Here is an 18220-nt window from a genome sequence, read left to right as displayed (position 1 = left end):
TGCCCGGGTCACACCGCGCGGCCGGCTCACGGGGGCGGGTGAGCGATGTGCGAGCCGCGTTACCTCGCCGTCACGAACCGCCCCACGCGCGTAACTCCCGCTACCTACCGTCGGTCGGCGTGAGCAGACGGGTCGTGGTCGTGGGACACGGGATGGTCGGGGCCCGGTTCGCCGAGGAGGTGCGGCGCCGGGACCCCGACGGCGCGCGCGTGCGCCTCACGGTGCTCGGGGCCGAGCCGCGACCGGCCTACAACCGGGTGCTGCTGTCCACCGTGCTCGGTGGCGGGCTCACGGCGCAGGCCGTGCAGCTGCACCCGCCGGGCTGGGCCGCGCGGCACCGGGTGGACCTGCGGGCGGGCGTCACGGTCACGGCGATCGACCGGGACGCCCGGCTGGTGCGGTGCTCCGACGGGTCGGCCGTGCGCTACGACGAGCTGGTGCTCGCCACGGGCAGCCGGGCCTGGCTGCCGCCGCTGGAGGGCCTCGACGACGACCGGGTCGTCACCTTCCGCGACCTCGACGACTGCGAACGCATCATCGCCATGGCGCGCCCGGGGGCCCGGTTCGCGGTGCTGGGCGGTGGGCTGCTCGGCTGCGAGGCCGCGCGCGGGCTCGCCGGTCGGGGCGTACGGGTCACGGTGGCGCACCCCGCCCCGCACCTCATGGAGCGCCAGCTGGACGCGGGCGCCGGGGAGGTGCTCGCCTCCACGATGGCGCGCCTCGGCGTGGACGTGCGGCTCGGGTTCTCCGCGGTGGCGTGGGACCCGGGTGCGGGGCTGCGTGGCGCGGGCGGTGAGCTGATCGACGCGGACGCGCTGGTGGTCGCCGCGGGCGTGCGCGCGGAGACGGGGCTGGCCGCCGACGCGCGCATCGCCGTCGACCGCGGGGTGCTCGTCGACGACCGCCTCGCCACCTCCGACGGGCGGGTGCACGCGATCGGCGACTGCGCCCAGCACCCCGGCACTCCCGCCGGGCTCGTGCAGCCGGGCTGGGAGCAGGCCGCGGTGCTCGCCGACCTGATCACCGGCACGGACCCCGCCGCCCGCTACCGCGGCACCCGCGCCGTCACGCGGCTCAAGGCGCGCGACGTCGACCTCGCCACGGTCGGTGACCCGGCCGTGCTCGGCGACGACGGCGCCGAGGTGCTGCGGTTCGCCGACCCGCACGGTGGCCGCTACGCCACCCTCGCGCTGCACGGCGACCGCGTGGTGAGCGGCGCGATGATCGGCCTGCCGGAGGCGGCGGCCTCGATGATCCAGTACTACGACACCGGGCAGCCCGCGCCCACCGACCGGCTGGGGCTGCTGTTCGGCCGCGCCCTGCCCGGGGCGCCGGAGACCGCAGACCCGGGACGGCTGCCGGCGTCCGCGGTGGTCTGCCGCTGCAACAGCGTCACGAAGGGAGCACTGGTCGCCGCGTGGCGCGCAGGCCACACCGACGTCCCGGCGCTCGCCCGGGCCACCCGCGCCACCACCGGATGTGGTGGCTGCGGCGACACCGTGCGCGGGATCTGCGACTGGCTCGGCAGCGCCGATCCGCTGAGCGACACCCCGACGCTGACCCCCGTCCCCGAGGAGGGAGCCGCGTGAAGGAACTCGTCGTCGTCGGCAACGGCATGGTGGGGCACCGCCTCGTGCAGGCGGTGCGTGACCGCGACACCGGTGGCACCTGGCGCGTCACCGTGCTCGGCGAGGAGACCCGCCCGGCGTACGACCGGGTGGCGCTCTCGTCCTACGTGGACGGCAAGAGCGCCGAGGAGCTGACGCTGCCGGTGGTCGACGACCCGCTGGTCGTGTCGCACCTCGGCGACCCGGCCGTGGCGCTCGACCGCGACGCCCGGGTCGTGCGCACCGCGTCCGGGCGGGAGCTGCCCTACGACGCGCTCGTGCTCGCCACCGGGTCGGTGCCGTTCGTGCCGCCCGTGCCAGGCCGCGACCTGCCCGGTTGCTTCGTCTACCGCACTCTCGACGACCTCGACGCGATCATGGCGGCCGCGGAGCGCGCGGTGGCGGCGCCCGGGCCGGGCAGGCGCTCGGCGGTGGTCGTCGGCGGTGGCCTGCTCGGGCTGGAGGCGGCGCGGGCGCTGCGGCTGCTCGGGCTGTCCCCGCAGGTCGTCGAGATCGCACCCCGGCTCATGCCCGTGCAGGTCGACGAGGGTGGCGGCGCCGTGCTGCGGCGGCTCGTGGAGTCCGAGGACCTGCAGGTGCGCTGCGGCGTGTCCGTCACCGGGATCGCCGAGGACCGCGGGCGGCTGCCAACGCGTGTCCGGCGGGGGAACGCCGCCGCGGAGCAAGGCGGATCCCCGCCGGTGAGATTGATCGCGTCGCTGTCCGACGGCATCGAGCTGGACGCGGACGTCGTGGTCTTCTCCGCGGGCATCCGGCCCGCCGACGGGCTCGCCCGCGAGGCCGGGCTGCCGCTCGGCGAGCGCGGCGGCGTGCTCGTCAACACCGCGTGCCGCACCCCGGACCCGCACGTGTGGGCCGTTGGCGAGGTGGCCGCGCTCGAGGGGCGCACGTACGGGCTGGTGGCGCCCGGGTACGCGATGGCCGAGGTGGTGGCCGACCGGCTGCTCGGCGGCTCCGCCACGATGACGCCCGCCGAGCTGGACATGTCGACGCAGCTGAAGATGCTCGGCGTCGACGTCGCGAGCTTCGGCGACGCGCTCGCCCGCACCCCGGGCGCGCTCGAGGTGGTCGTCAACGACCCGGTGGCGGGCACGTACGCCAAGCTCGTGGTGAGCGACGACGCGCAGACGCTGCTGGGCGGGGTGCTCGTCGGCGACGCGTCCAGGTACGCCACGCTGCGCCCGCTCGTCGGGTCTCCGCTGCCTGCCGACCCGGTGGCGATGATCGCCCCGGGCGGGGTGGAGCTCGGTGCCGACGCGCTGCCCGACTCGGCGCAGATCTGCTCGTGCAACGCCGTCACCAAGGGTGCGCTGCGCGAGGCGATCTGCGGCGGCGCGCACGACGTCCCGGCGCTGAAGGCCTGCACGCGGGCAGGCACCAGCTGCGGGTCGTGCGTCCCGATGCTCAAGAAGCTGCTCGTCCAGGAAGGCGTCGAGGTCTCGAAGGCGCTGTGCGAGCACTTCGCGGTGTCGCGCGCCGAGCTGTTCGAGATCGTCGCGGGCACCGGCATCCGCACGTTCTCCGAGCTGATCGCGCAGCACGGCACCGGGCGTGGCTGCGACATCTGCAAGCCCGCCGTGGCGTCCATCCTGGCCTCGCTCGGCACCGGGCACGTGCTGTCCGGCGAGCAGGCCGCGTTGCAGGACACCAACGACCACTTCCTCGCCAACCTGCAGCGCAACGGCACGTACTCGGTGGTGCCGCGGATCCCGGGCGGCGAGATCACCCCGGACGGCCTGATCACGATCGGCGAGGTGGCCCGGGACTTCGGCCTCTACACGAAGATCACCGGTGGCCAGCGGATCGACCTGTTCGGCGCCCGGGTCGAGCAGCTGCCCGCGATCTGGCGGCGCCTGGTCGACGCGGGCTTCGAGTCCGGGCACGCGTACGGCAAGGCGCTGCGCACGGTGAAGTCCTGCGTCGGCACCACGTGGTGCCGCTACGGCCAGCAGGACTCGGTCGGGCTCGCCGTGGCGCTGGAGCTGCGCTACCGCGGCCTGCGCGCCCCGCACAAGATCAAGTCGGGGGTGTCGGGGTGTGCCCGGGAGTGCGCGGAGGCCCGCTCCAAGGACTTCGGGGTGATCGCCACCGAGACCGGCTGGAACCTCTACGTCGGCGGCAACGGCGGGTTCACGCCCCGGCACGCCGAGCTGCTCGCCTCCGACGTCGACACCGACACCCTCATCAGGCTGATCGACCGGTTCCTCGTGTTCTACATCCGCACGGCCGACCGGTTGCAGCGCACCGCCTCCTGGATCGAGGGCATGGAGGGCGGGCTCGACCACCTGCGCGCCGTGATCGTCGACGACTCGCTCGGCATCTGCGCCGACCTGGAGGCGGCGATGGAGGCGCACATCGCCGGGTACGCCGACGAGTGGCGCGGCGTGCTGGAGGACCCCGAGAAACTGGAGCGGTTCGTGTCGTTCGTCAACGCCCCTGACACCCCCGATCCGACCATCTCGTTCGTGAGCGAGCGCGGGCAGCCGGTGCCCGTCACGCTCGGTCTGCCGGCGGTGCGCGCATGACCGCGGAGTTGATCGGTCTGCGCTGGGAGACCGTGTGCCCGCTGGAGCGGCTGTTCCCCGAGCGCGGGGCCGCGGCCCTGCTGTCGGCGGGCGGTGGCGAACCGATCCAGGTGGCGCTCTTCCGGCTGGCAGACGGCATGGGGGGTGGGCCCGAAGGGCAGGGGGGCGGGAAAGTCACCGTGCACGCGATCGGCAACGTCGACCCGTTCTCCGGGGCCGCGGTGCTGTCGCGCGGGATCGTCGGCGACCGCGGCGGGGTGCCGGTGGTGGTGTCGCCCGTCTACAAGCAGCCGTTCAGCCTCGCCACCGGCGAGTGCCTGGACGACCCCGGCGTCCGCGTGCCGGTGTACCCGGTCCGGGTGGTCGACGGGTGGCTGCAGGTCGGGTTGCCATGACGGCCGCCGCCGCCACCACCGCCGTGGCCGCGGTACCGCCGCTGGCCGGGTTCACCGTGGGAGTCACCGCCGCGCGGCGCGCCGAGGAGCTCGCCACGATGCTGGAGCGGCGCGGGGCGGTGGTGCAGCAGGGGCCCGCGCTGCGGATCGTCCCCGTCGCCGACGACACCGAGCTCGCCGACGCCACCCGCGCCCTCATCGCCCGCCCGCCGGACGTCACCGTGGCCACCACGGGCATCGGGTTCCGCGGCTGGGTCGAGGCCGCCGAGGGGTGGGGGATCGCCGAGGACCTGCTCACCGCGCTCGGCTCCGGCAGGCTGCTCGCCCGCGGCCCGAAGGCGCGCGGCGCGATCCGCGCCTCCGGGCTCGTGGACGCGTGGTCGCCGCCGTCCGAGTCGTCCGCCGAGGTGCTCGACCACCTGCTCGAGCTGGGGGTCGACGGGCTGCGCATCGCCGTGCAGCTGCACGGCGAGCCCCTGCCCGACGTCGTCGACGCCCTGTCGATGGCGGGCGCCGAGGTGATCGAGGTGCCGGTGTACCGGTGGGTGCCGCCCGCCGACCTCGGCCCGCTCGACCGGCTGATCGACGCCGTCCTCTGCGGCGGCGTCGACGTGCTCGCCTTCACGAGCGCACCCGCCGCGGCGAGCATCCTGGCCCGGGCCGACGAGCGCGGGGTGCGCGGTCCGCTGCTGGACGCGCTGCGCGGGCCGGTGCTCGCCCTGTGCGTCGGGCCCGTCACGGCCGCTCCCCTCGAAGCGCTGGACGTCCGCACCGTGCAGCCGCAGCGCTCCCGGCTCGGCGCGATGGTGCGCCAGCTGGAGGCCGAGCTGCCGGCTCGCGCGCGCCGCCTGCCGGTGGCCGGGCACGTGCTGGAGCTGCGCGGGCACGCCGTGCTCATCGACGGCGAGCTGCGCACCGTGCCGCCCGCGGGGATGGCCCTGCTGCGGGTGCTCGCCCGCAGGGCGGGCCGGGTGGTGTCGCGGGCCGAGCTGCTGCGGGCCCTCCCCGGCGGCAGCGGCGACGAGCACGCCGTCGAGACCGGGATGGCGCGGCTGCGCAGCGCGCTCGGGCGGCCCAAGCTCGTGCAGACCGTGGTGAAGCGCGGTTACCGCCTGTCCGTGGACGCCGGCGCCGACGGGCACTGCCTGTGAGCCGCTCGCACACGACCCGGGGGGAGCGGTGAACCTGCTCCTCGTCGCGCACGGCACACGCGACCCGGCAGGGGCCGTCGTCACCGAGCGGGTGGCCGCGCGGGCCGAACGGCTGCTGGACGTGCCGGTGCGCGCCTGCTTCGCCGACGTCCGCGGTCCCACGCCCGCCGAGGCGCTCGCGGACCTGCCCGGGCCCACCGTCGCCGTGCCCGCGTTCCTCGCCGCCGGCTACCACGTGCGGGCCGACGTGCCCGAGCAGCTGCGCGCCGGCGGGCGCCGCGACGTCGTGCTCGCGGGCGCGTTCGGCCCCGACCCCGCGCTGGTGGCGGCGGCCGCGCAGCGGCTGACCGAGGCCGGTGCCCGGCCCGGCGACGCCGTGGTGCTCGCCGTGGCCGCGTCGAGCGACCCGCACGCGCAGGCCGACGGCGCCCGCGCCGCCCGCCGGTTGGGGCGGCTGCTGCGCAGACCCGTCACCCCTGCCCCGATCGTGCTCGGCGCCGGGCCGGGCGTGGCCGGCGTGGTGGAGCGCCTGCGTGCCGACGGTGCGCAGCGGGTGGCCGTGGCGTCGTGGCTGCTCGCGCCGGGCCTCTTCCACCGAAACCTGCAGAACTGCGGCGCCGACGTGGTGGGCGCCCCGCTGGCCGACCACGACGCGGTGCTGGACGTGCTGGCGGCCCGCTACCGGTCCGCGGTGGCGTCGGTGTCCCTGCCCGCCTGACGGCGCGTGCCGGGGCGGGGGAGACGGCCGTTCACCATCAGCACCCCCTCGGCCCGCAGGCGGGCGCTCTGCTCCTGCGCGAGGTGGGGGGCGCAGGACCCGTCGGCGCGCAGCACCCGGTGCCAGGGCAGGTCGTGGCCGTCCTCGGCGAGGATCCGGCCCACCAGCCGGGGCGAGCGCAGCCCGCACCGGTCGGCGATCTCGCCGTAGCTCGCGGTCTCCCCGGGCGGGATCGCGCGGACGGCGGCCCGCACCCGCTCGACGGTCTCCTCGTCCACCTCGCCCCCGTCAGCTCGTGAGGAACGCGCGCATCAGCGCCGCGACCTCGGCCGTCTTCTCCAGGTACAGCATGTGGCCTGCGTCGACCTCGGTGACGGTGAGCGCGTCGCCCAGCTCCGCACGGCACGCCTCCACCCAGGCGGGATCGACGAAGTCGGCGCTGGTGGCCGGCAGGAGCAGCGTGCGGGTGCCCGCGGGTGGTGTCAGCGCGGGCCGGGCCATCTCGCTCCACGCGACGACCACGGCCGACTGGCAGTAGCGGTAGAGCAGCCGGTCGCCGTCGGTGACGAGGTGCTCGGCGAGCTCGGCCTCGACGCGGTCGCCGGGGACGCCCTCCCAGCGCTGTGCGCGGTCGGCCCGGGCGGCGGCGAGGTCGGGGTACGACTCGTCGGCCCGCGCGGCCTCGGCCTGCTCCAGCATGCGCTCGGTGCCGAGCCCGAGTGCCGGGTCGAGCAGCACGAGTCGCTCCACGCGCTCCGGCGCGCTGCGGGCGAGGTGCACGGCGATCGCGCCGCCGAACGAGTGCCCGACCACCGGGACGCGGTCCAGACCGAGCGCGTTCAGCACGCCGACGACGTCGGCCACGTGGTCCTCGATCCGCCAGGGCGGGGTCCACGGGGAGCGGCCGTGGCCGCGCAGGTCGACGGCGTGCAGCCGGATGCCGGGCAGCTCCTCGGTGAGCACCCGGTAGCGGGCCCCGTGCCCGGTGACGCCGTGCAGCGCGAGCACGGGCCGCCCGTCGGCGGGCCCGAACGTGTGGACGTGCAGGGGGAGCTCGGTCACGCCGACCGATCCTGCCAGCCGGGCGGTGCGCTGTCGGGGGCGCGTGGTTGCATCGTGGCGTGCTCCGCTCGGACGTCCGCCCCGACCGCGCCGCGCTCGCCCCGGGGCTGGTGCGGCGCCCGCGGGCGGCGGCCGTGGAGCCCGAGTGGTCCGCGCAGGCGCGCCGGGTGCTCGAGCACAGTGCCGGGCCGCTGCGCGTGGTCGGCGGGCCGGGCACCGGCAAGACCACGGTGTTGCTGTCCGCGGTCGCGCGGCGCATCCGGGCGGGTGAGCACCCGGAGCGCACGCTGGTGCTGGTCGGCAGCAGGCGGGCGGCCGCGGAGCTGCGGGAGCGGATCGTCGACCTCGCCCACGACCCGCACGCGGAGCGCACCACCCGCGAGCCGCTGGTGCGCACGGTCCACTCCTACGCGTTCGGCGTGCTGCGGCTGCACGCCGCGCGCCACGGCGACCCGCCGCCGCGCCTGCTCGCGAGCGCCGAGCAGGACGCCGTGGTGCGCGACCTGCTCGGCGGGGAGCTCGCCGGGCCCGAGCAAGGTGGGGTGCCCGACTCGGGGTGGGGCGATCGGCTGCGCCCGGCGATCGGGCTGCCGGGGTTCGCCGCCGAGCTGCGCGAGCTGCTGCTGCGCGCCGCCGAGCGCGGGCTTGGCCCCGACGAGCTGGTGGAGCTGGGTCGTCGCCACGACGTGCCGGAATGGGTGGCGTCGGGCCGGTTCTTCCGCAGCTACGAGCACGTCATCCTGCTGCGCGGCGCCGCGGGCCGCGGGGCGCCGCAGGCCACCGCCCCCGCGCTGGACGCCGCCGAGCTCGTGGCCGCCGCGCTCGACGCGCTGGCCGCCGACCCGGATCTGCTCGCCGCCGAGCGCGAGCGGGTGCGCCATCTCGTCGTCGACGACGCCCAGGACCTCGACCCCCAGCAGATGGAGCTGGTCCGCGTGCTCGGGGCCACCGCGCAGACGGTGCTGCTCGCGGGCGACCCCGACCAGGCCGTCCTCAACTTCCGCGGCGCCGACCCGGAGGGCCTGCGTGCCGTCGAGGCCCCCACGGTGGTGCTGCCGGTCGACCACCGCGGGGCGCCCGCGGTGCGCGCGGCCGTAGGCCGCCTCGCCGCCCGGCTGCCGGGCAGCGGGCCGGGCCGGGAGCGCGCCGCGCCGCCCGGGGAGCCGGACGCGCCCGGCGAGGTGCAGGTGAAGGTGTTCGCCTCGGCGGCGCAGGAGGCCGGGTGGATCGCCGACCAGCTGCGGCGCGCCCACCTCGTGCGCGGTGTGCCCTGGTCGCGGATGGCGGTGCTGGCGCGCTCCACCCGCCGCACCCTGCCCACGTTGCGCCGCGCGTTGCTGGCGGCGGGCGTGCCGATCGCGGCGCCGCCCGAGGAGCTGCCGCTCGCCCGCCAGCCCGCCGTCGTGCCGCTGCTGCTGGTGCTGCGCTGCGCCACCCGGCCCGACGAGATCGACGCCGACGCGGCCCACGCCCTGCTCACGTCCCCGCTCGGGTCGGCCGACCCGATGCGGATGCGGCGGTTGCGCCGCGGGCTCCTGCGGCTGCACGTGGGCGGTGCGCCCGAGCCGGAGCAGGCCGAACGCGTGGGCAGCGACCCGCTGCTGGTGGAGGTGCTGCGCTCGGCGGCGCTCGGCAGGCCCGACCTGCTCGTCGCGCTGCCCCCGCAGGAGGCCGCCCCGCTGCGGCGGGTGAGCACGCTGCTCGCTATCGCGGGCGACGCCGCCCGCGACGGCGAGAGCGCCGAGGAGGTGCTGTGGCGGGTGTGGCAGGCCAGTGGGCTCGGCCCGCGGCTGCGCGACGCGAGCGGGCGCGGCGGCCCGGTGGGGGCGGCCGCCGACCGCGACCTCGACGCGGTGCTCGCGCTCTTCGACGCGGCCGCGCGCCACGCCGACCGGCTGCCCGGCGCGGCCGTCGCGAGCTTCGTGGAGTACCTCGCCGACCAGCAGCTGCCCGGCGACTCGCTCGCGCCGCGCGCCCCGCAGGGCGACGCCGTCTCGCTGCTCACGGCCCACGCGGCCCGCGGCCGCGAGTGGGACGTGGTGGCCGTGCCGTCCGTGCAGGAGGGCAGCTGGCCCGACCTGCGGCTGCGCGGCAGCCTGCTGGGCAACGAGCGGCTCGTCGACCTGGTGGCCGGGGTGGCGGAGCCCACGGTCTCGCGGGTGGCGCCGCTGCTGGCCGAGGAACGGCGCCTGTTCTACGTGGCGTGCTCGCGGGCGCGGCACACGTTGCTCGTGAGCGCGGTGCAGGGCGAGGACGAGCAGCCCTCGCGCTTCCTCGACGAGCTCGACCCGGTGCCGGCCACCAACGCCGACCGCCCGGTCCACCGGCCCGCCCGCTCGCTCGTGCTCGCGGAGCTGGTGGGGGAGCTGCGGCGGGCGGTGTGCGCCCCCGCCCACGACGCGGCGGGGGAGGAGCGCAGGCGCCGCGCCGCCGTGCAGCTGGCGCGGCTGGCCGAGGCGGGTGTGCCGGGCGCCCACCCCGACGACTGGTACGGCCTCGCGCCCGTGAGCAGCCAGACCCCGCTGCGTGCGCCGGGTGAGGTCGTGCCGGTTTCGCCCTCGGACGTGGAGAAGATCGTCCGCTGTCCGCTGCGCTGGGTGCTGGAGCGCCACGGCGGCTCGGAGGTGGGCGCGCTGGCGGCCGTCACCGGGTCGTTGGTGCACGCGCTCGTGCAGGCCAGCGCAGCCGGGGCCGCGCAGGAGGAGCTGGAGGGTGCGCTGCGCTCGGCGTGGGCAAGGCTCGACGCGGGCGCCCCGTGGTTCGGCCGGCGCGAACTCCAGCGGGTGCGGGGCATGCTGGCCGCGTTCGAGGAGTGGGTGCGCACCAGCCGGGCCGAGGGCATGCGGCTGGTGGCTGTCGAGCAGCCCGTCCAGCTCGACCTCGCGGGCGACGAGCCGGGTGAGCTGGGCGAACGGGCGGGCCGCACGGCCGGCCCGTGGCTGCGCGTACGCGGGCGCGTCGACCGGCTGGAGGTCGACGCCGAAGGCCGGCCCGTCGTGATCGACGTCAAGACCGGCAAGACCGCGATCAGCGCCCGGGCAGCGGCCGAGCACCCGCAGCTGGCCGTCTACCAGCTGGCGGCCGCGCTCGGGGCGTTCGGCAGGTTGCTCGAGCCCGGCGTCAAGCCCGGCGGCGCGCGGCTGGTGTACGTGGCCGACCAGAAGGCGGGCGGCCAGGCGAAGGCTCCCACCCAGCCCCCGCTCGACGACGAGCAGCTGGCCGCGTGGGAGGAGGTCGTGCGGCGCTGTGCCGAGGACACCTCCGAGGCGCACTTCATCGCGCGCCTCGGGCCCGACTGCGACCGCTGCCCCGTGCGCACCAGCTGTCCGCTCAACGCGTCCGGCCGACCGGTCCCCGATGCATAGCCCCGCACGTCGCACAGCACCACGCGCGGTGTTCGGCCGATCGCCGGATCGGGCGAGCTCAACCACGGGGTAGGTCGTTCTGTCCGGTTCCGCGTACGCGGTACCGTGATCCCGTACGCCGGCGCTCCCCGAAAGCTCCCCCACCGGTGTACAGGTCGAGGAGGCGAGCATGTCCCGGAGTCCGGGGCGGCTGCGATCGTTTCTGGTCTGCGCCGCGATGTTGCTGGCCGCGGGCTGTGCCGGAGCCACCGGTTCGACCGAACCGGATCTCCTGCAGGCGTTGCCCGCACCGGCGCCCCCACCCACCTCGGTGCCCGAGCCGCCCAGCGGCGTGTCGGGCGTCGGCACGGGCCGTGACGTCACGGGCGTCGACTGGCGGCCGGTCCACAGCTTCGACTTCGACGGTTCGAGCCTCGATCCGAAGGTGTGGAACCGCTACAACAGCGTCGGCGGCTTCGGCAACGGGTTCCGCAGGCCCTCGGCCATCACCGTGCGGGACGGGCTGCTGCGGATCACCGCCCGTGGCAACGTGTCCGGCGGCATGGGGCACGAGCGCGACCAGCTGTACGGGCGCTGGGAGTTCCGGGCCCGCACCGAGAAGGGGCGCGGCCGCGGGGCGGCCATCCTGCTCTGGCCGCAGACCGAGAACAAGGACGACGGCGAGCTGGACATGATGGAGGTGCCGAAGGAGGACCGCAGTCAGGCCCACTTCGTCATCCACTTCTCGCCGCAGAACAAGCAGGCGGGCAACAAGGTCAGCGGCGACTTCAGCCAGTGGCACACGTTCGCCATGGAGTGGCTGCCCAACCGGATCACCTGGTTCGTCGACGGCGTCAAGCAGTTCGAGACCTTCGACAAGAACGTGATCCCGAAGGTGCCCATGCACATGACGATGCAGCTCGACATGGGCCCGTACCGGGAGTGGATCCCCGCCCCGGACGCCACCACGCCCGAAGAGGTCAGCCTCGAGATCGACTGGGTCAAGATCTTCGCCGCGCCCCGCGACGCGCGGCGCTGACACCGCCGCGGCGCGGGTCGGGTAGAACAGCCGGGTGGAGCTGACCCCCGGGGCGCTGGCCCACGCGCTCGGCCTGCCGCCGCCCACCGACGAGCAGGCCGCGGTGATCGCCGCTCCGCCGGGGCCGGCGCTCGTCGTGGCGGGGGCGGGTGCGGGCAAGACCGAGACGATGGCCGCCCGCGTGGTGTGGCTCGTCGCCACCGGCCAGGTGCTGCCCGAGCAGGTGCTGGGGCTGACGTTCACCCGCAAGGCCGCGCAGCAGCTCGGGGCCCGGGTGCGGGCGCGGCTGCGCCGCCTGGCAGGCACCCCGCTGCTCGACGAGCTGGACCCGAGCGGCCGCCGTCGCGTCGAGGTACTCGCGGGCGAGCCGACTATCGCCACCTACCACGCCTACGCGGGACGCCTGGTCGGCGAGCACGCGCTGCGGCTGCCCGCCGAGCCCGCGGCGCGTCTGCTGGGCCCCACGGCGTCGTGGCAGCTCGCCCACCGCGTCGTCACGACGTGGGCCGAGGACCTGGACGTCGACCTCGTCCCCGCCACGGTCACCGAGCGGCTGCTCGCGCTGGCGGGCGAGCTCGGCGAGCACCTCGTGGACCCGGAGGCGGTGCGCCGCCACGCCGACGCGCTGGTCGCCGTGCTCGCCGCGGCCCCGCCCGGCAAGAGGCAGCGGGCCGAGCCGTCGCAGACCTACAAGCGCTGGATGGAGGCCCAGCGCCAGCGGCGGGCGCTGCTGCCACTCGTCGAGGCGTTCGCGGCGCGCAAGCGGGCGGAACGGGCCGTCGACTTCGGCGACCAGCTGACGATCGCGGCCCGGGTGGCCGCCGAGCACCCCGAGGTGGGCGCCACCGAACGAGCGACGTACCGGGCGGTGCTGCTCGACGAGTACCAGGACACCGGGCACGCACAGCGGGTGCTGCTGCGCTCGCTCTTCGGCACCCCGCCCGGCGAACCGGTGCGGGCGGACGACCCGACCGTCACCGCGGTGGGCGACCCGAACCAGTCGATCTACGGCTGGCGCGGGGCCAGCGCCGGGAACCTGGCCCGGTTCCGCACCGACTTCCCCGGCCCCGACGGTGGCCCCGCCCCCGAGTACGGGCTGCTCACGAGCTTCCGCAACCCGCCGGAGGTGCTGGCACTCGCCAACGCCGCCTCCGCCCCGCTGCGCGCCGCGCCGGGGGCGGTGGGCGTCGGCGAGCTGAAAGCCGGGCCCGGCACCAGCAGCGGCGACGTGCGGGTGGCGCTGCTCCCCGACGTCGCCGCGGAGATCGCGTGGATGGCCGACGCGATCGCGCAGCGGTGGCACGAGGCGGACGAGCCGCCCACGTCGGCCGTGCTCGTGCGCCGCCGCGCCGACATGGCCCCGATCGCCACCGCGCTGCGCGAGCGCGGGCTGCCGGTGGAGGTCGTCGGGATCGGCGGCCTGCTCGACACCCCTGAGGTGCGCGACCTGGTGAGCGCGCTGCGGCTCGTGGCCGACCCCCTGGCCGGGCCGGCGGCCGTCCGGCTGCTCACCGGGGCCCGATGGCGGCTCGGGGTGGCCGACCTCGCCGCCCTGTGGCAGCGCGCCCGCGAGCTCGTGCCCGAGCTGCCCACCCGCCCCGGCCCGCCCACCCCGGAGTCCCTCGCCCACGGGGCGCTGCCCGGCGAGCAGGCCGAGCAGGCCGGGCTCGTCGACGCCCTCGACGACCCCGGCGAGCCGGAGCGCTACTCGGCGCAGGGCTACGCGCGCATCACGCGGCTCGCCCGGGAGCTGGGGTGGCTGCGCTCGCGCGCGTCGGCGCCCCTCACCGACCTGGTGGCCGACGCGGAGCGCGTGCTGCTGCTGGACGCGGAGACCGTCTCCCGGCCGGGGCCGGTCGGGCGGGCCCACCTGGACGCGTTCGCCGACGTCGTGGCCGACTTCGCGGCGGGTGCCGAGGTGGCCACGCTCCCCGCGCTGCTCGACTTCCTCGAGACGGCCGAGCGCGCCGAGGACGGGCTCACCCCCGGCGAGGTCGAGGTGGCGCCCGACCGCGTGCAGGTGCTCACCGTGCACGCCGCGAAGGGCCTCGAGTGGGAGGTCGTGGCCGTGCCGCACCTGGTGTCCCAGGTCTTCCCCGGCCGCAAGCTCAGCGGCACCTGGCTCACCAACCCGGCCGAGCTGCCCGTGGCGCTGCGCGGCGACGCCGACGACCTGCCCGCGCTGGACCTGCCCGGCGACTCCCCCGACCGCAAGCAGCTCGAGGACGCGATCAAGGCCCACTCCGAGGCCCTCGACGAGCGGCGGCTCGCCGAGGAACGCCGGCTGTTCTACGTGGCCCTCACCCGCGCCGAGCGCGTCCTGCTCGTCTCCGGGCACCGGTGGGGGGCCGCGGCGGAGCGGCCCAAGCAGCCGTCGGACTTCCTGGTGGAGATCGCGGCCGTGCACGGCGCCGAGCACTGGGCGGAGGAACCCGCGCCCGACGACGTCAACCCCGCCACCCTGGAGCACCCCACCGCGCTGTGGCCGGCGGACCCGCTGGGCGCGCGGTCGGAGCACGTGCACGCCGGGGCGGCGCTCGTGCGCGCCGCGCTGCGCGACCTGTCGGAGCGGCGCGCCGCCCACGCGGAGGCCGCGGCTGAGCCGGGCGACCAGATCCGGCTGCCGGGGGCCCAGCCGCCGGACGAGCCGGCGGAGCCGGAGGTGGACGACCCGGAGGGGTGGGCCGCCGACGTCGACGTGCTGCTCGCCGAGCGGGCCGCGGCCCGGGCCCGGCCGGCCGTGGCGCTGCCCGCGCAGCTGTCGGTGAGCAGGCTCGTGGAGCTCGCGGCCGACCCGGCGGAGCTGGCCACCCGGCTGCGCCGACCCCTGCCCCTGCCGCCGAACCCGCACGCCCGCCGCGGCACGGCCTTCCACGCCTGGCTGGAGCAGCGCTTCGGCGCGGCCCAGCTGCTCGACATCGACGAGCTGCCCGGCGCAGCCGACGAGGGCGCGGCCTCCGACGACGCGCTCGAGGAGCTGCAGGAGGCGTTCCTCGCCAGCGCGTGGGCCGACCGGCGGCCCGTCGAGGTGGAGGTGCCGTTCGAGACCGTGATCGCCGGGATCGGCGTGCGCGGGCGGATGGACGCCGTCTTCGCCGACCCGGACGGCGGCTGGACGGTGGTCGACTGGAAGACCGGCGCCCTGCCCGAGGACGAGCGGGTCCCCGCGCTCGCGGTGCAGCTCGCGGCCTACCGGCTCGCCTGGGCGGCGCTCGCCGGTTGCCCGCCCGAGCGGGTGCGCGCGGCGTTCCACTACGTGCGCCAGGACGTCACGCTGCGTCCCGCCGACCTGCTCGACGCCGACGGCCTGCGCGCCCTGCTGGCATCTGTTCCCGTCGCCGAAGTGTCTGGAGCGATGCAGTAACCCTGCGCCTTGCGATCGCTTAACCTACAGTGCACGATAGAGATATCCCCGCTGTCGGCTTCAGATCCGAGGAGAGCGACGTGAGCCTTGCGAACGTGTGGCTGCAGCTGTTCGACCGCAGCCTGGTCCGTGCCGACCAGGTCACCGAGATCACGCTGCACCAGACACCCGAGATCGCCGGCAAACCGTCGCGGTGGTTGCTCGACGTCGCCGTCGCCGTTCCCGTCGGGAGCGGGGACCCGGACGGCTGGCACACGGGGCCGCTGCACCGCACCCTCACGCAGACCGACCGCTGCCCGAGCGAGGCCCCGGTCACCCTCGCCCGGCTGCTCGCCCAGCTCGACGCGGTCGACGCCGCGGGCGTCGTGCGCGCAGATTCCTCCCGCGTCCACGCCGCCCCGCACCCGGAGCGCACCGCGGCCGCCGGGGAGATCCACTTCGGGTTCACCGCCTTCACCGGCACCGGCGCACCGTCGGCCCCCACCTCGATCGACGGCGCCGGACCGGGTGAGGTGCGGCAGCTGAGCGCGAGGGAGCCCGCCTCCAGCTCCGCGCGCTGATCGGCCCGCCGACCGGCTTCACCGATACCGGCCGACCGGTCCGCCCCGGAGGCACCGGGAGGCCGACGACCACGCAGTACGCAGCACGACCGCAGGAGGCAGGTGAGGAGGACCGCCGGATCGACGTGAACGGATGAGACCAGTGAAGAACAAGCTCGCCAGGCTGGACGACGAGGACTACCCCGCGGTCGCCATGGGGCAGGCCGCGGAGCTGCTCGGCGTCCAGCCGGCCTTCCTGCGCAGCCTCGACAACGCCGGCATCCTGAAGCCCCACCGCACCCGCGGCGGCCACCGCCGCTACTCGCGTCGCCAGCTCGCCATCGCGGCCCGGCTGCGGGAATTGCTCGACGCCGGTCACCCGCTCGCCTCGGCCTGCGCCATCTGCGGGCTCGAGGACCGCCTCCGCGCGAGCGACGCCCGCCGCCAGGCCGCCGACGAAGCGCTCGAGGACGCCCGCGCGGAACTGCACGACGCCCGGCGGCAGCTCAGGGACCTGCGCGAGCAGCGTGCGGAGCCGGCTAGAGAAGAGCCGCGAGCTTCGTGATCGTGTTCCAGTTCCGCGCGGTGACGTCCGCGCGCAGGTGGTCCCGGATGTAGGGCGACAGGTCCGGCGCCGCCATCAGCCCGTCCGGGCACCACTGGTAGACGGCCCGGTCGCCGACGCGGGCGCGATCCGGGTCCTGCGGCACCGGTGGATGCCCCGCCACCAGCGCCGGGTCGACCGGCCGCACGTAGACGAACGCCATCATCCGCGAGCCGTTGTCGGCCACGTCGGCGAACGGGTGGCCCGCGACCACCGCCTGCAGCTCCGCGGCGGTCAGCACGGCGCACCGCACGTCCATGCCGAAGCGCTCCCGGATGGCCTCCTCGATCCGCCCGGCGTGCTCGGCCGGGTCGGCCTCCTCGCCGGTGAGCACCACGTTTCCGCTGTTCAGCAGCGTGCGCACGTCCGTGTAGCCGACGTCCTGCAGGACGGCGCGCAGGTCGGCCATCGCCACGCGCTTCGCGCGGCCGACGTTGATCCCGCGCAGGAGCACGGCGTACCGGGGCATGCCGGGAGCCTACGAAACGCGCACCTCGGCCGCCGCCACGGGAGACACGCCCCCCGGTACCGGGACTCGCGCCCCCATGGGGCGAGTCTCCCGTTTCACCGGGCGATTCCCGCGTTTGCCCGGCCGAGTCCCGCATCTGCCCCGCGAGTCTCCGGTTTGCCCGGGCGAGTCTCGCGCCCGGAGGGGTGAGCTGCGCGTTCGTGCGGGCCGCCGGCCGCACGGCGTGGCTACTGTGGCCGCCATGGGCGCGCGGGTCGTCGTGTTCGGGGCCACCGGGTACACCGGGGCCCGCACCGCGGAGGCCATGGTGCGCCGGGGCCTGCGGCCGGTGCTCGCGGGCCGGGACCCGCGGAAGCTCACGGCGCTCGCGCAGCGGCTGGGCGGGCTGGAGACCGAGATCGCGCACGTCACCGACGAGACGTCGGTCGCCCGGCTCGTCGGCCGCGGTGAGGTGCTGGTCAGCACCGTCGGGCCGTTCACCGAGCTCGGGACGCCCGCGGTGGCCGCCGCGGTCGACGCCGGCGCGGTGTACCTCGACTCCACGGGGGAGCCGCCGTTCATCCGCGCGGTGCACGAGCGCTGGGGTCCTGTCGCGGAGCGGTCCGGCGCCGCGCTGCTCACCGCGTTCGGCAACGACTACGTGCCCGGGGTGCTCGCCGGGGCGCTCGCCCTGCGTGCGGCGGGCGGGGGCGCCGACCGCGTGGACGTCGGCTACTTCCTCACCGGGCTCGGTCGGGGGCAGCCGTTCTCCCGGGGCACCCTGCGGTCGCTCGCCGGGATCGCCACCCAGCCCCTCTACGCCTGGCGCGACGGTGCGCTGCGCACCGAGGCGGCCGGTGCCCGCATGCGCACGTTCGACGTGGCGGGGCGCCCGCGCCCGGGCGTCACGATCGGGGCGAGCGAGCAGTTCGCACTTCCGCGCCTCGCGCCCGGGCTGCGCACGGTGGACGTCTACCTGGGCTGGTTCGGCCGGGCGAGCGGGGCGGTGCACGCGGGTGCCCGGGTCGCGCCGCTGCTGTCGCGCCTGCCTGGCCGTGTCGTGGCCACCGCGGCCGACCTGCTGACCCGCCCCGTGCCGGCCGCGCCGTCGGGGAGCGCGCTCGCGGGCGCCCGGTCGCACTTCGTCGCCGAGGTGTTCGACCGCACCGGCACGCTGCTCGCGCGCACCCGGCTCACCGCCCCCGAGCCGTACGCGATCACGGCCGACCTGCTCGCGTGGGGCGCCTGGCGGGCCGCCGAGCACGGCGTGGCCGGAACCGGGGCGGTGGACGCGGTCACGGCGTTCGGCCTCGACGAGCTCGTGGCAGGCGCGGCCGAGGCCGGCATCGTCGAGGAACCGCGGTGATCTTCGCCGGGGACGGCCCGGTCGGTGCGCGCGCTCC

Annotated in this window: 14 protein-coding genes; 11 read left to right on the top strand and 3 right to left on the bottom strand. The window is 76.5% G+C overall.

Annotated elements, in window-relative coordinates:
• Positions 1 to 119 precede the first annotated feature (119 nt).
• The 5 genes from ACFPL3_RS35535 to ACFPL3_RS35515 are packed head-to-tail and all read left to right on the top strand — an operon-like array spanning position 120 to position 6417.
• A complete protein-coding gene (locus ACFPL3_RS35535) occupies positions 120 to 1589 on the top strand; it encodes an FAD-dependent oxidoreductase (protein ID WP_343945332.1) in 1470 nt (489 codons plus the stop codon).
• Positions 1586 to 4153, top strand: a complete 2568-nt coding sequence (gene nirB / locus ACFPL3_RS35530; RefSeq protein ID WP_343945333.1) for a nitrite reductase large subunit NirB — start codon at positions 1586 to 1588, stop codon at positions 4151 to 4153. The genes ACFPL3_RS35535 and nirB overlap by 4 nt, the downstream gene beginning before the upstream one ends.
• Positions 4150 to 4548 carry a nitrite reductase (NAD(P)H) small subunit gene (locus tag ACFPL3_RS35525; protein ID WP_343945334.1) on the top strand — a complete coding sequence of 133 codons (399 nt, stop codon included), beginning with the start codon at positions 4150 to 4152 and terminating at the stop codon, positions 4546 to 4548. Before nirB ends, ACFPL3_RS35525 begins: the two co-directional genes overlap by 4 nt.
• Complete coding sequence (locus ACFPL3_RS35520; RefSeq protein ID WP_343945335.1) at positions 4545 to 5699, top strand: uroporphyrinogen-III synthase; 1155 nt, start codon at positions 4545 to 4547, stop codon at positions 5697 to 5699. The genes ACFPL3_RS35525 and ACFPL3_RS35520 overlap by 4 nt, the downstream gene beginning before the upstream one ends.
• A 28-nt stretch (positions 5700 to 5727) precedes the next feature.
• The gene (locus ACFPL3_RS35515; RefSeq protein ID WP_379590353.1) at positions 5728 to 6417 is read left to right on the top strand and encodes a sirohydrochlorin chelatase; all 690 of its coding nucleotides are present in this window, start codon (positions 5728 to 5730) and stop codon (positions 6415 to 6417) included.
• On the opposite strand, the gene ACFPL3_RS35510 is transcribed toward ACFPL3_RS35515, so the two are convergent.
• Positions 6378 to 6695 carry an MGMT family protein gene (locus ACFPL3_RS35510; protein WP_343946827.1) on the bottom strand — a complete coding sequence of 106 codons (318 nt, stop codon included), beginning with the start codon at positions 6693 to 6695 and terminating at the stop codon, positions 6378 to 6380. The genes ACFPL3_RS35515 and ACFPL3_RS35510 overlap by 40 nt on opposite strands.
• A gap of 10 nt (positions 6696 to 6705) precedes the next feature.
• Positions 6706 to 7479, bottom strand: a complete 774-nt coding sequence (locus ACFPL3_RS35505; protein WP_343946828.1) for an alpha/beta fold hydrolase — start codon at positions 7477 to 7479, stop codon at positions 6706 to 6708.
• Positions 7480 to 7538: 59 nt separating this feature from the next.
• On the opposite strand from ACFPL3_RS35505, the gene ACFPL3_RS35500 reads away from it, so the two are divergent.
• The 5 genes from ACFPL3_RS35500 to ACFPL3_RS35480 all read left to right on the top strand — a co-directional run bounded on the left by ACFPL3_RS35500 (position 7539) and on the right by ACFPL3_RS35480 (position 16330).
• Entirely contained in the window at positions 7539 to 10844 is a 3306-nt protein-coding gene (locus ACFPL3_RS35500; RefSeq protein ID WP_379590350.1) for an ATP-dependent helicase, read from the top strand.
• A gap of 169 nt (positions 10845 to 11013) precedes the next feature.
• On the top strand, positions 11014 to 11862 hold the full coding sequence (locus tag ACFPL3_RS35495; protein WP_343945311.1) for a glycoside hydrolase family 16 protein: 849 nt from the start codon (positions 11014 to 11016) through the stop codon (positions 11860 to 11862).
• A gap of 34 nt (positions 11863 to 11896) precedes the next feature.
• Positions 11897 to 15226, top strand: coding sequence for an ATP-dependent helicase (locus tag ACFPL3_RS35490; protein ID WP_379590347.1), 3330 nt, complete (start codon positions 11897 to 11899; stop codon positions 15224 to 15226).
• Between the two features lie 80 nt (positions 15227 to 15306).
• Positions 15307 to 15786, top strand: a complete 480-nt coding sequence (locus ACFPL3_RS35485; RefSeq protein ID WP_343941257.1) for a hypothetical protein — start codon at positions 15307 to 15309, stop codon at positions 15784 to 15786.
• Between the two features lie 133 nt (positions 15787 to 15919).
• Positions 15920 to 16330, top strand: a complete 411-nt coding sequence (locus tag ACFPL3_RS35480; protein WP_343941256.1) for a helix-turn-helix domain-containing protein — start codon at positions 15920 to 15922, stop codon at positions 16328 to 16330.
• Here ACFPL3_RS35480 and ACFPL3_RS35475 read toward each other — a convergent pair.
• Entirely contained in the window at positions 16305 to 16838 is a 534-nt protein-coding gene (locus ACFPL3_RS35475; RefSeq protein WP_343941255.1) for a DUF1697 domain-containing protein, read from the bottom strand. The two genes, ACFPL3_RS35480 and ACFPL3_RS35475, sit on opposite strands and share 26 nt — an antisense overlap.
• A 241-nt stretch (positions 16839 to 17079) precedes the next feature.
• Between ACFPL3_RS35475 and ACFPL3_RS35470 the strand changes: the two genes are divergently transcribed.
• Positions 17080 to 18183, top strand: coding sequence for a saccharopine dehydrogenase family protein (locus ACFPL3_RS35470; protein ID WP_343941254.1), 1104 nt, complete (start codon positions 17080 to 17082; stop codon positions 18181 to 18183).
• Positions 18184 to 18220: the final 37 nt, after the last annotated feature.

The organism is Pseudonocardia zijingensis (assembly GCF_042657305.1).
Classification (GTDB): domain Bacteria; phylum Actinomycetota; class Actinomycetes; order Mycobacteriales; family Pseudonocardiaceae; genus Pseudonocardia; species Pseudonocardia zijingensis.
This window is presented reverse-complemented; position numbering and strand designations above follow the sequence as displayed.

Excerpts from the sequence above, each read along its gene's own strand:
- ACFPL3_RS35480 (WP_343941256.1), top strand. The coding sequence starts at position 15,920 with ATGAGACCAGTGAAGAACAAGCTCGCCAGGCTGGACGACGAGGACTAC.
- ACFPL3_RS35520 (WP_343945335.1), top strand. The coding sequence starts at position 4,545 with ATGACGGCCGCCGCCGCCACCACCGCCGTGGCCGCGGTACCGCCGCTG.
- ACFPL3_RS35525 (WP_343945334.1), top strand. The coding sequence starts at position 4,150 with ATGACCGCGGAGTTGATCGGTCTGCGCTGGGAGACCGTGTGCCCGCTG.
- ACFPL3_RS35470 (WP_343941254.1), top strand. The coding sequence starts at position 17,080 with ATGGGCGCGCGGGTCGTCGTGTTCGGGGCCACCGGGTACACCGGGGCC.
- ACFPL3_RS35475 (WP_343941255.1), bottom strand. The coding sequence starts at position 16,838 with ATGCCCCGGTACGCCGTGCTCCTGCGCGGGATCAACGTCGGCCGCGCG.
- ACFPL3_RS35495 (WP_343945311.1), top strand. The coding sequence starts at position 11,014 with ATGTCCCGGAGTCCGGGGCGGCTGCGATCGTTTCTGGTCTGCGCCGCG.